This window comes from Compostibacillus humi (assembly GCF_014637175.1).
Classification (GTDB): domain Bacteria; phylum Bacillota; class Bacilli; order Bacillales; family Amphibacillaceae; genus Oceanobacillus; species Oceanobacillus humi.
In genome coordinates this window covers 23,554-34,933 of record NZ_BMEV01000034.1, presented here as the reverse complement: position 1 = coordinate 34,933, position 11,380 = coordinate 23,554, and the positions used below count along the sequence as shown (strand labels likewise).

Genomic DNA, 11,380 nt, shown 5'->3' with positions numbered 1-11,380 from the left:
TTGTGTTGGTAAAAATAAACTTTTTCCACACAGAAATATAAATTCAAGTTTCTTCGATTAAAAAATACGAATGGATTGAAGGTATAACAAAGAAAATCGGTAAACTTAAAAAAAGCAGACATTTACATGATTTTTATAATATGGTAAAATACATTGTTTTTATTTTAACAAGAGGAGCGTAACATCATGGAACGAAGGGAAGATATTCGCAATATCGCTATTATTGCCCACGTGGACCACGGAAAAACAACATTGGTGGACCAGTTATTAAAATACTCCGGAACTTTTCGGGAAAATGAACAAGTAGACGAACGGGCAATGGATTCCGGGGATATTGAACGGGAACGCGGAATTACAATTTTGGCAAAAAATACAGCAGTTAAATATGGGGATACGACAATCAATATTTTAGATACGCCTGGACATGCGGATTTTGGCGGCGAAGTGGAACGAATCATGAAAATGGTCGATGGGGTTGCACTCGTCGTCGACGCATATGAAGGAACAATGCCGCAAACAAGGTTCGTCTTAAAGAAAGCATTGGAGCAAAAATTAACTCCGATTGTCGTCCTGAATAAGATTGACCGGCCGAATGCAAGGCCGGAGGAAGTCATCGATGAAGTATTAGATTTATTTATCGATTTGGGAGCGGATGATGATCAATTGGAGTTCCCTGTCGTCTATGCTTCCGCATTAAATGGCACGTCAGGATTTGAACCGGAAGCTCAAGAAGAATCGATGGATCCAATTCTCAATACGATTTTGGAACATATTCCAGCCCCAGTCGACAATCAGGATGAGCCGCTGCAGTTTCAAGTAACACTGCTCGATTACAATGATTATGTCGGACGGATTGGAATCGGCCGTGTCGTAAGAGGAAAGATTCACGTCGGGCAGCAAGTAGTAGTGATTAAGAAAGACGGCACGGAAAAATCATTCCGGGTAACAAAGCTGTTCGGTTTTCTCGGACTAAAAAGAATCGAAATTACGGAAGCAAAAGCCGGAGATATTGTCGCTGTTTCCGGCATGGAAGACTTAAACATCGGGGAGACGATTTGTCCGCAAGACCATCCAGAGGCACTGCCGTGGCTGCGCATTGATGAGCCGACTTTGCAAATGATGTTTCTCGTTAATAACAGTCCTTTTGCCGGAAAAGAAGGAAAATTTATTACCGCCCGCAAAATTGAAGAACGGTTAATGAAACAATTGGAGACGGATGTAAGTCTTCGGGTAGAACCGACAGACTCTCCCGATGCATGGATTGTTTCCGGCCGGGGAGAATTACATTTATCCATTCTTGTGGAAAACATGCGCCGGGAAGGGTTCGAATTGCAACTATCGAAACCAAAGGTAATTTTAAAGGAAATTGACGGTGTCCTCTGCGAACCGGTGGAGCGGGTACAAATCGATGTTCCGGAAGAATATACAGGGGCAGTGATGGAATCGCTGGGGGCACGAAAGGGCGAGATGCTCGATATGATCAATTATGGCAATGGACAAGTTCGCCTGGAGTTTAAAGTGCCTTCCCGGGGGCTGCTTGGCTATGCGACGGAGTTTATGACACAAACCCACGGGTACGGAATATTAAACCATACGTTTGAGTCCTACGAGCCAATGCATAAGGGGCAAGTTGGCGGCAGAAGACAAGGAGTTCTCGTTGCATTGGAAAACGGAAAGGCGAGCACCTACGGCATTATGCAGCTGGAAGACCGGGGGGTTATTTTTGTCGAACCGGGAACGGAAGTATACGCCGGGATGATCGTCGGAGAACATAATCGGGAAAATGATTTAACGGTAAATATTACGAGGGAAAAACATTTAACAAATGTTCGTTCCGCTACGAAAGATCAGACAGCAACGATTCGGAAAACCCGCAAAATGTCCCTGGAAGAAGCGCTGGAGTATTTAAATGACGATGAGTATTGTGAAGTAACTCCTTCATCCATTCGTTTAAGGAAAAAAATACTCGATAAAAATGCGAGGGAAAAGGCAGCGAAAAGAAATAAAATGAATTGAGAAAAAGGCGTTTGCATTCGCAACGCCTTTTTTCATTTTTATAAGTCTCTCTAACGGTCCTTTTTCTCATCGGTAATATACTTTGTAAAGTACAAGGCCAATATTAAACAGATAACCGCCAGACCCCAGCCGACAATGCCGCTCCAATAAAAGTCTAATACGAAACCTATTATGACGAAGATAACGGAAAGAAAAATAAAAATGCCGCTTAAGTAACGTTTCATAAAAAACCTCTCCAACATTGATGAACTTCGTAGTATCTTATTCCTTTTGATGGCTACATGTTCTCTATTTACAGTATAACAAAATCCTTAAGAAAGGGAAAAATTGCCATAAATCTATGAAAAAAGCAATGAAAAGTGTCGGTTGCTGAAAAAGGGTGTCAATTTTTGTATATCCCATGGTATGATAAATCTATCAAATGTAATTTAGGAGTTTGATAGATGAGCAGAAAAAACATATTGTTTATAATCATTTTATGTTTTTCGTTTCTTGCAGCTTGCGGCACCTCCCTTGAGGAAGGAAAAGTGAGCAGAAACGCGTCGTTGAAGCACGTTGATTTAGAGGAAAAAATCCATCAAAGGTTTGAACAGGAAATTACGATTTCGGCCATAGGCGATATGCTCATTCATAGTCCGGTATATGACGATGCGAGAGTCGGGTACACCTTTGATTTTTCTCCAATGCTTAAACACGTGAAACCGTACCTGGAAAAAGCGGATATTACCATTGCCAATCAGGAAACGATGATTGGCGGTACAGAAATCGGTTTATCTACTTATCCTAGTTTTAATAGCCCTCATGAAGTAGGGGATGCGCTGAAAGACGCTGGGGTAGATGTCGTTTCGATTGCCAATAATCATACGTTGGACCGCGGGGAAGAAGCAATCCAGCGCGCGATCGAACATTGGGAAAAAATTGATATGATGTATACGGGCGCCTATAAAGACAGGGAAGATCAGGAAAACGTCAGAGTGTATGAAACGGAAGCAGGTATTTCTGTTGCCTTTTTATCCTATACGTATGGAACGAATGGAATTCCTGTTCCGGAAGGGAAGGATTATTTAGTCAATCTGATCGATAAGGAACAGATTGCCAATGAAGTTGAAAAGGCAAAAGAAAAAGCGGATGTTATCATCCTGAGTTTACATTTTGGGAATGAATATGAACGGCTGCCAAATGAATCGCAAAAAGATCTTGTTCAGTACGCTGCCGATCTTGGGGTACATGCTGTCATTGGCCATCATCCCCACGTATTGCAGCCTTTAGAGTGGGTAACGGGTGAAAAAGGCAATTGCATGCTTGCCGCATACTCGTTAGGAAACTTTTTATCCAACCAGCAAAAATTGTATCAGCGTATAGGAGGTATTTTAACTTTTTCCGTTAAAAAAATTACGGAGGGAGATAGTATACAAATTGAAGTCCATTCCCCAGAGTTCCTTCCTACCTATGTCAAATTTTATCCTAGCTGGAGCGATTATCAGGTCGTGCCAATGTTCCAGCTGACGGATAATGACTTGCCGGATGCCCAAAACCATTACGACGAAATAAAAACCCACATGTCCCAGTGGATTACTGATTTAACATTTATTGAAGAATAACCGATGAAAAAGGCACCTTTCCTGGAGGGTGCCTTCATCGATTTAAGACGTAAAACGATATCTTTTATTTAGAATCTTGGCAATCAAGTACAAAATCACGCCGATAGCTGCAATGACTAAATTATGAACGGTAATCGTAGTGCCAAAGTGGGGCAATAATTTTGGAATAAAATAGAACAATGCAATGGCACAGGTCATAATAAGCCATAATTGGAGGAATTCCACCCACTTTTTCGGCCTTTTTTCTTTAAAACTGCTGTTTTTCATCCATGCTAAGATGAAGCGGACTAAAAGGTAAAACAAACCTAGATCGAGAAGGATGGCAATTACACCGGTTCCTAATGGAAAACGGAGAGAGCTCTCCCCCAGCTGGAAAAAGGAGTGTAAAAGGAAACTCAACAATCCAAACGTCAGGGTTATAACAGCCAAATATTGTAATGCGATATAGGACCAAAATCTCATGTTTTTAGTCATTTTTTCTCCGGGAATTTCGTTAATTAATTCATCGCAATATTGTTTTAAATCCTCCCCGAAAATATCCTTTGCCGTTTTCCCTGATTTTTGTGCTTCCAGCAAATGTTCCAATAGTTCTAAAAGGACTTCCTCCGTTTGCTGTTCCGATTTGTTGGAACTTAGTCGAATGTAGGTTAGCATATCTTCATAAGCAGCTAAATTTTCTTTATTTAGCTGCTCTCGCAGTTCATTGTTTAGCTCAATAATATCCTTCGCATTCATCGTCTTTTCACCCTTTCTAATATGTTTTCCACCGGATGTTTGATGGAAATCCAATGTTCAATAAAGGATTGTAATGCTTCTTCACCTTTATCGGTTAAATGATAATATTTCCGGTTGGGGCCAGATTCAGACTTGCGCATTTCGCCTATGATTAACTTTTCCTTTTGCAGACGGAGCAAAATCGGATAAATGGAACCTTCGCTTACTTCGGTTAATCCAAATTTTTGCAATTTCATCGATAGTTCGTAACCGTAAGCAGGTTCTTGTTGAATGATGGCCAGTATACATCCTTCGAGAATTCCTTTTAATAATTGGCTGCGTTGTGACATGTCATTCATCTACCTTGTAATGCAAAATAGCATTTTAAATTTTTAGCTACCTTGTTTTACAAAGTAGCTAATTTTATTATAGCATTTACTGTGTAAATTTCAATCTATTTTTGGTATGATATTTCATGTATTATGAAACTGGAATTTTTCATGGAACAACGAAACTGTACATAAGGAGAACAATTTATGGAATGGAAAAACTTATACCGCGGCCTAATAATGGGTACCAGTGATGTCATTCCCGGGGTTAGCGGAGGTACCATTGCTGTTTTGCTCGGTATTTATGATCGGTTAATTGCTGCAATTAATGGGATTTTCACAAAGGATTGGAAAAAACATTTTGGCTTTCTTATTCCTTTAGGTATTGGAATTGTTACAGCAATATTTTTGCTTGCCAATGTCATCGAATGGCTTTTTGAGCATTATCCTGGTCCGACTCGATTTTTCTTTTTAGGATTAATTTTAGGGGTGCTGCCATTTTTATTTCATAAGGCCGATGTAAAACATTCCTTTCGGGTGTCTCACTATGTATTACTGGTAATAGGAATAGGCATTGTTGCGTCAATGGCTTTTTTTAATCCGAATGAAGGAGAAGTAATTGAAAATATAACTTTTTCTACTTATATCTTTTTGTTTGTTTCAGGGATGATTGGAAGCAGTGCAATGATTATTCCGGGAATTAGCGGATCTTTTATGCTGCTTTTGCTTGGCAGCTATACGACAATTATTTCAGCTATCAGCAATTTGCAGCTTGATATCATTATCGTAACCGGTTCAGGTATTGCCGTCGGCATACTTGTGATGAGTAAAATCATTCATTTTTTCTTAGAAAATTATTTTACTGCAACTTTTGCAATTATTATCGGTTTAGTGATTGGGTCTGTATTTGTCATTTTTCCGGGATTCCCAACTAGCATCCCGTTAGCAATTGTAAGCGTGGCAGCTTTTGCCGTCGGGCTGCTTGCAGCTTATATTTTAGGGAAAGTAGAGTATAACGAAGAATAGGAAGGAGCATGGGTAATGGAATATATCGGAACGATGGAGAAGTTTAATGAAGTTATTCAAAGTGAAGCGCCGGTGATTATAAAATTTTTTGCCGATTGGTGTCCCGATTGCAAAGTAATGGACATGTTCATTGGCGAAGTTCTTGAGGAATTTCAGCAATATAACTGGTACGAGGTCAATACGGATGAACTGAAAGGGATTGCTGAAGAGTATGAAGTGATGGGAATACCGAGCATCTTAATTTTCCAAAATGGTGAAAAACTTGCCCATCAGCATAGTGCCTATACGAAAACACCAGAATCGGTAAAGGAATTTTTACATCAGCAATTAGGTTAAGTTGGAAAAGTGTCCAGGAAGCGCTTGCTTTTTTGGACACTCTTTTTTCTTGAAAATTCCATTGAATGCACAATTCTTTCATATATAATAATAGAAAACAAATGGGATGGTGGGATTGGATATGAATCATCCGTTGCTTTTTGATTTTCCGCAGCAATTTGAAACGGAACGGCTTCTCGTTCGCTTGCCGATGCCCGGGGATGGTGCCCCGCTCTATGAAGCAATGATCCATAGTTTGCCAGAATTAAAGCCGTGGCTGGAGTTTGCCCAGCAAGTACCAAGTGTTGAAGAAACGGAATTAAACGTCCGTCAGGCCCACATTGCTTTCCTTGAGCGAAAAGATTTGCGGATGCATATTTTCCATCGGGAGACCGGCGCATTTATCGGAAGCACCGGTTTACACCGGATTAATTGGGAAGTTCCAAAATTTGAAATCGGTTATTGGATAGATACCCGATATAGCGGACAAGGATATATCACAGAGGCGGTAAAAGGATTAACAGATTTTAGTTTTCGAGAATTGCATGCCCAGCGGCTGGAAATCCGCTGTGATTCTAAAAATGTAAAAAGCAGAAAGGTTGCAGAGCGATTAGGGTTTGAACTGGAAGGCATTTTGCGCCGGGACAGCCTTTCCATCGATAAAAGGGATTGGAGAGATACGTGTATTTATGCCAAGCTCCGCTAAACTATGATTACAAGCAGGTGAAAAAATGTCAAAGGCAAAAATATTAATTGTAGAAGATGAACAGAAATTAAGCAGAGTGCTCCAATTGGAACTGGAGTATGAAGACTATGAAACGATGATTGCGGATAATGGAAAAGATGCGTTGAGGCTTATAAAAGAAAAGGATTGGGACTTAGTATTGCTCGATATTATGATTCCGGAAATGAGCGGTTTCGAAGTTTTGCGGAGGGTCAGAAGGGAAGACGAAGCAACTCCGATTTTATTGTTAACTGCAAGGGATGAAGTGCATGATAAGGTGAGCGGATTAGATCTTGGCGCAAATGACTATATTACAAAACCTTTTCAAATTGAAGAGCTCCTGGCAAGAATCCGGGCCCATTTGCGGAAAGCGAAAAAAGAAAATTCCTCCCATGAAATACTTACTGTCGGTGACCTGCAAGTCGACTTGGCCAGCAGGGAAGTAAAAAGGGGGAATAGATCAATCGAATTAACCCCAAGGGAATTTGATCTGCTTATTTTTCTGATGAAAAATCAAAATGTTGTATTAACAAGGGAACAAATAGTGGAACAAGTATGGGGATTCGATTATTACGGGGATACGAATGTCGTTGATGTATATATTCGCTATTTAAGGCAAAAAATTGATAAAAACTACCCGGAACCATATATCCACACTGTCCGCGGTGTCGGGTATACGATGAGGAATCGGAAATAATGAAATTGCAAGTAAAAATTCAAATCTTTACAAGCTTGCTCATGTTCATATTGCTGCTGCTTGTGAATGTCGCTATTTTTCTGATGTTCCATAAAATGAGTACTTCTTCCGAGTTAGAGGAGCTGGAACTCACTACAAATGATTTAGTGGCAACCTTAAAGGAAAATCCTGACGCGGATATAAGCAACGTTTTAAAAGCATATTTGCCGGTAAATGGGATGATTCGCATTATTGAAGAAAGCGGAAATCCGTTATTTGAACAGACAAGATCCACAGAATATTTAACATTGCCGTGGAAGTTCACCAATAAGGAATCAAAGGAAATTTATACAGAAGGAAATTATCCTGATGTTGCCGTAGTAACAAAACCAATTATTTGGCAAGACGGTGAGATTGTCACGCTGCAAGTGTCGAATGTGTTATATGCACTGGATGAGACGATGCGCACCTTGTCCTATGTTTTGACCGTTCTTTTTCTGATAATGTTAATCCCTGTTATCATTTCCGGCGTTTTGTTAAGCCGGCTGCTGCTGCGACCGATTCAAAAGCTGCAGGAAACGATGCAAGAGAACATGAAACATGGGAAATGGAAAAAAATCGACACCGTATCCCGAAGTAAAGATGAAATTTATGAAATGCAAAAAACTTTTAACCAGATGATTGATTATTTGAAGGATAGTTATGAAAGGCAGGAAATGTTTGTTTCCGATGCATCCCATGAATTAAAAACTCCTGTCCAGATTATCAAAAGCTATGCCCAATTGTTAAAGCGAAGGGGAATGAACGATCCGGCGCTGTTAAAAGAATCTGTCGAAGCAATAGATTCTGAGGCAGATCGGATGAAAAGGCTAATTGAACAAATGCTGTCCCTTGCAAAAGGGAAACAAGAAGTAGTAGACAAGGATCCTATTGATATCGAGGCGCTCATAAAGGAAATTATTCCTGTTTTCGAGGGAGCTTACGGCCGAAAAATCCATTTGCAGTCTGAACCGGTATTTGTCAAGGGTAATAAAGGGCTGTTGGAACAAGTATTGTATATATTGTTAGAAAATGGCATGAAATATAGTTCGGATGATATGGAAGTAAATATTAGCAAGCGCGGAGAAAAGGCTCGCATTTCCGTAACCGATTTTGGCCAAGGGATTCCAAAAGATGTTCAGGAGAGGATTTTCGACCGTTTTTATCGGGTAGATAAGGCACGAAGCAGAGAAACCGGCGGAACAGGCTTAGGTTTAGCGATTGCAGCGAGCATAGTCAAAGGCCATAAAGGAAAAATAGAAGTAGAAAGTGAACTTGGGAAAGGCTCTACCTTTACGATTATCTTGCCGTATGTTCAATAAAGGAATGAAATGAAGAAAAATTCATCCCTTTCTCATCAAATTCTAATCTTTCTCACCATGTTTTTTCACCATTGCGGCTTACAATAAGATTAACAGCGAAAGGGAGGAAAAAAAATGAAGAAAAAAATATTAGCTACGCTTGCTGCGATGTTAGTGGCAGGAATTATCGGTTTCAGTTTTTCCCAATTTGGAAGTGTCAATGCGGAGCCAAATCTTTCTCCTGCCGATATCCGGGAAAAAGTGACGGCACAATATCCAGGCACAATCAAGGAAGTGGAGTTGGATAAAAAAGGGAAAAATCCGGTATATGAAATCGAACTTGTAATTGACGGAAAAGAGTATGAACTCAAAATTGACGGGAATACCGGTGAAGTCATTCGTTTGGACAAAAAGCTAGCTGCACAAGACAATCAGCAAAATAAGCAGCAAGAAAAGCAGACAGAGAAAAACGCAGAGGAACAGAATGACGACAAAGATGACAATAAAGATGATCAGGGCGAAAAACAAGTGGTAATTAAAGAAAAAGAAAAAGCCCAAGAAAAACAAACGACAACGGCGCAAAACAGCACAAACAGTGCATCGCAGTCCGTTAAGAAAAATGAAGATACAACTACAGAAAAGAAAACAGCACAGACACCAAAACAAACTAAGTCTGACGATGATGACCGAGATGATCAAAAACCAAAAGCAAAACAAAAGAGCAGCAAAAAGGCTGTTATCGGTGAAAGCAAGGCACGTTCCATAGCGTTAAAACAATTTTCCGGTACAATCGTAGAATTGGACTTGGATGAAGATGACGGCCGGCTAATTTACGAGGTTGAAATTAAAAACGGAAATAAAGAAGCGGAAATCGAAATTGATGCATATACTGGTGCAGTGTTAGTCGTGGAAATAGACTCCAATGATGATGACGATGACGACGATGATGATTAAGAATTCAAATAGCTGTCCTGTACTTTCAGGACAGCTATTTTTTATTTTTTCACGGCAAAATTTTCATGAACCGTTGCAGTGATTGTTTCATATTTCTCAAAATACTCCCGAATTAATTCGACCATATCTTTCTGTATTTCTTTTACAATCGGCTTTTGCTGAAACATTTTAAAATTCCCGCCGCCAGAGGCCCGGTAATTATTAAGCACGACATGGTAAGTTTGGTCCTCTTTCAGCGGCTTGCCGTGGTATGTAATATGGCGGACCCGGGAGCCGAAGGGTTCGGATACTCGGATTTCATATTCAATTCCTTCCCACATATCGTAATTGTAATGCTGTGGTTTTGGCTTTGCAAAAACGGGATTGACGGCTATTTCCCCATCATTATCAAGTACGAAATACTCTGCACTCTTTTCCAGCGCCTCTTTAATGTCTTTCCCCGTTAATTCAAGTACGACGAGGGTATTCGGGTACATATAGTTGGAAACAATATCACGCATCGTGACGACAGATGAAAAGCCGGCAGAATGATTGTTTAACAAGGAAGCGACTGAAATGTCCACTCCGCTCGCTTCCATTTGCACTCTATGGATGAATTCGATAAATGGATGCTTTCGTACCCTTGCCTGAAAAGGGTCGGTAATGGTCATATCTCCATTTACATATCCGATAGGTTTATCCAGCCACCTTTGGGTTGAGGTTTCTAACGTTTCTATATAACTCAGTATTTCATCATCTGCTTCGAATTGTTCCAATGAATGCAGTTTTCCTTCTTTATGGATAGGCTTCCATTTACTTTCCTGTTTCGCAAATGTCACTGTAACTTCACCATAGAATTGGCAGCTGCTCCCTGGCTGGAGAACTAATGTACCGTTTATTTTTTCAACAAAAGTGCGGTGCTGATGCCCTGTAAGCAAAATATCGATTCCTTTAATCTCGGTACACATTTTATATCCTTGGTTTTCGCCGGTCAATGCTTCTGTTGCTTCTCCTGTAACCGGGTCCTTTTCCAGTCCCCCGTGATAGCAGGCGATGAGCAAATCCGGATTTTCTTCTTGTTTGATTACATTTACCCAATGTTTTAAAGTGGAATAGGCATCGAGGAAGGCAATTCCTTCAATATGTTTTGGCGCTTCCCAATTAGGTATGTAATGGGTTGTAACCCCGACAATGGCTATTTTTATTCCTTGATCCAACGTTTTAATGATATATGGCGGACCGAATTTCGGTTCTTTAGTCACCGCATCGACAATATTTGCCGACAGCCATGGATAATTCGACGCTTCGACCGCTTGCTGGAACACTTGTTTGCCGAAATTAAACTCATGGTTTCCAATGACGCCGGCATCGATGTTTATCCGGTTCATAATTCCGACCATCGGGTTTTCTTTATCTTGATGTTCTTTCACATAATGGGTCATTAAAGGTGTTCCTTGTATTAAGTCGCCGTTATCAATAACGATCAGCGGATTATTTTGCAAGCGTTTTTGTTTTACTGCACTCGCATATTTAGCAAGCCCCAATTCAGCTTTTTCATTGTTTCCGTACAATTTAGGCAAGACATTTCCGTGGACATCGCTCGTGTATAAAACGGTTAACGTCATTTGTTCCTTCTGTTTTTGCAACTTTATCCTTCCTCTCATTTTCTGCGAATTTCGCATGCAATAAATAATAAGAGACCCCAC

General features: G+C 40.3%; 12 protein-coding genes. 8 read left to right on the top strand and 4 right to left on the bottom strand.

The window, feature by feature from the left end:
• Window positions 1–186: 186 nt before the first annotated feature.
• A complete protein-coding gene (typA, locus tag IEV18_RS10045) occupies window positions 187–2,016 on the top strand; it encodes a translational GTPase TypA (protein WP_188392250.1) in 1,830 nt (609 codons plus the stop codon).
• Between the two features lie 50 nt (window positions 2,017–2,066).
• Here the strand turns inward: typA and IEV18_RS10040 are convergent, their stop codons facing one another.
• Window positions 2,067–2,240, bottom strand: coding sequence for a hypothetical protein (locus tag IEV18_RS10040; protein ID WP_188392249.1), 174 nt, complete (start codon window positions 2,238–2,240; stop codon window positions 2,067–2,069).
• Window positions 2,241–2,459: 219 nt separating this feature from the next.
• On the opposite strand from IEV18_RS10040, the gene IEV18_RS10035 reads away from it, so the two are divergent.
• Window positions 2,460–3,617 carry a CapA family protein gene (locus IEV18_RS10035; RefSeq protein WP_188392248.1) on the top strand — a complete coding sequence of 386 codons (1,158 nt, stop codon included), beginning with the start codon at window positions 2,460–2,462 and terminating at the stop codon, window positions 3,615–3,617.
• 42 nt (window positions 3,618–3,659) lie between these two features.
• On the opposite strand, the gene IEV18_RS10030 is transcribed toward IEV18_RS10035, so the two are convergent.
• Window positions 3,660–4,352, bottom strand: coding sequence for a DUF1129 family protein (locus tag IEV18_RS10030; RefSeq protein ID WP_188392247.1), 693 nt, complete (start codon window positions 4,350–4,352; stop codon window positions 3,660–3,662).
• Entirely contained in the window at window positions 4,349–4,681 is a 333-nt protein-coding gene (locus IEV18_RS10025) for a PadR family transcriptional regulator (RefSeq protein ID WP_188392246.1), read from the bottom strand. The genes IEV18_RS10030 and IEV18_RS10025 overlap by 4 nt, the downstream gene beginning before the upstream one ends.
• A 186-nt stretch (window positions 4,682–4,867) precedes the next feature.
• On the opposite strand from IEV18_RS10025, the gene IEV18_RS10020 reads away from it, so the two are divergent.
• The 6 genes from IEV18_RS10020 (at window position 4,868) to IEV18_RS09995 (ending at window position 9,695) form a co-directional block, all read left to right on the top strand.
• The gene (locus tag IEV18_RS10020) at window positions 4,868–5,686 is read left to right on the top strand and encodes a DUF368 domain-containing protein (RefSeq protein WP_188392245.1); all 819 of its coding nucleotides are present in this window, start codon (window positions 4,868–4,870) and stop codon (window positions 5,684–5,686) included.
• A gap of 15 nt (window positions 5,687–5,701) precedes the next feature.
• Window positions 5,702–6,022 (top strand): thioredoxin family protein, encoded by a 321-nt coding sequence (locus IEV18_RS10015; RefSeq protein WP_188392244.1) that lies wholly within the window; start codon window positions 5,702–5,704, stop codon window positions 6,020–6,022.
• A gap of 121 nt (window positions 6,023–6,143) precedes the next feature.
• Complete coding sequence (locus IEV18_RS10010) at window positions 6,144–6,707, top strand: GNAT family N-acetyltransferase (RefSeq protein ID WP_188392243.1); 564 nt, start codon at window positions 6,144–6,146, stop codon at window positions 6,705–6,707.
• A gap of 25 nt (window positions 6,708–6,732) precedes the next feature.
• Window positions 6,733–7,422: a response regulator transcription factor gene (locus IEV18_RS10005; RefSeq protein WP_188392242.1), complete on the top strand. Its 690-nt coding sequence runs from the start codon at window positions 6,733–6,735 to the stop codon at window positions 7,420–7,422.
• Window positions 7,422–8,762, top strand: coding sequence for a HAMP domain-containing sensor histidine kinase (locus tag IEV18_RS10000; protein ID WP_188392241.1), 1,341 nt, complete (start codon window positions 7,422–7,424; stop codon window positions 8,760–8,762). Before IEV18_RS10005 ends, IEV18_RS10000 begins: the two co-directional genes overlap by 1 nt.
• Window positions 8,763–8,876: 114 nt before the next feature.
• Window positions 8,877–9,695: a PepSY domain-containing protein gene (locus tag IEV18_RS09995; RefSeq protein WP_188392240.1), complete on the top strand. Its 819-nt coding sequence runs from the start codon at window positions 8,877–8,879 to the stop codon at window positions 9,693–9,695.
• Window positions 9,696–9,736: 41 nt separating this feature from the next.
• Here the strand turns inward: IEV18_RS09995 and IEV18_RS09990 are convergent, their stop codons facing one another.
• The gene (locus IEV18_RS09990) at window positions 9,737–11,299 is read right to left on the bottom strand and encodes a bifunctional metallophosphatase/5'-nucleotidase (RefSeq protein WP_229733623.1); all 1,563 of its coding nucleotides are present in this window, start codon (window positions 11,297–11,299) and stop codon (window positions 9,737–9,739) included.
• Window positions 11,300–11,380: the final 81 nt, after the last annotated feature.

Excerpts from the sequence above, each read along its gene's own strand:
- IEV18_RS10040 (WP_188392249.1), bottom strand. The coding sequence starts at position 2,240 with ATGAAACGTTACTTAAGCGGCATTTTTATTTTTCTTTCCGTTATCTTC.
- IEV18_RS10015 (WP_188392244.1), top strand. The coding sequence starts at position 5,702 with ATGGAATATATCGGAACGATGGAGAAGTTTAATGAAGTTATTCAAAGT.
- IEV18_RS09995 (WP_188392240.1), top strand. The coding sequence starts at position 8,877 with ATGAAGAAAAAAATATTAGCTACGCTTGCTGCGATGTTAGTGGCAGGA.
- IEV18_RS10030 (WP_188392247.1), bottom strand. The coding sequence starts at position 4,352 with ATGAATGCGAAGGATATTATTGAGCTAAACAATGAACTGCGAGAGCAG.
- IEV18_RS10020 (WP_188392245.1), top strand. The coding sequence starts at position 4,868 with ATGGAATGGAAAAACTTATACCGCGGCCTAATAATGGGTACCAGTGAT.
- IEV18_RS10010 (WP_188392243.1), top strand. The coding sequence starts at position 6,144 with ATGAATCATCCGTTGCTTTTTGATTTTCCGCAGCAATTTGAAACGGAA.
- IEV18_RS10025 (WP_188392246.1), bottom strand. The coding sequence starts at position 4,681 with ATGTCACAACGCAGCCAATTATTAAAAGGAATTCTCGAAGGATGTATA.
- IEV18_RS10035 (WP_188392248.1), top strand. The coding sequence starts at position 2,460 with ATGAGCAGAAAAAACATATTGTTTATAATCATTTTATGTTTTTCGTTT.
- IEV18_RS09990 (WP_229733623.1), bottom strand. The coding sequence starts at position 11,299 with ATGACGTTAACCGTTTTATACACGAGCGATGTCCACGGAAATGTCTTG.
- IEV18_RS10005 (WP_188392242.1), top strand. The coding sequence starts at position 6,733 with ATGTCAAAGGCAAAAATATTAATTGTAGAAGATGAACAGAAATTAAGC.
- typA (WP_188392250.1), top strand. The coding sequence starts at position 187 with ATGGAACGAAGGGAAGATATTCGCAATATCGCTATTATTGCCCACGTG.
- IEV18_RS10000 (WP_188392241.1), top strand. The coding sequence starts at position 7,422 with ATGAAATTGCAAGTAAAAATTCAAATCTTTACAAGCTTGCTCATGTTC.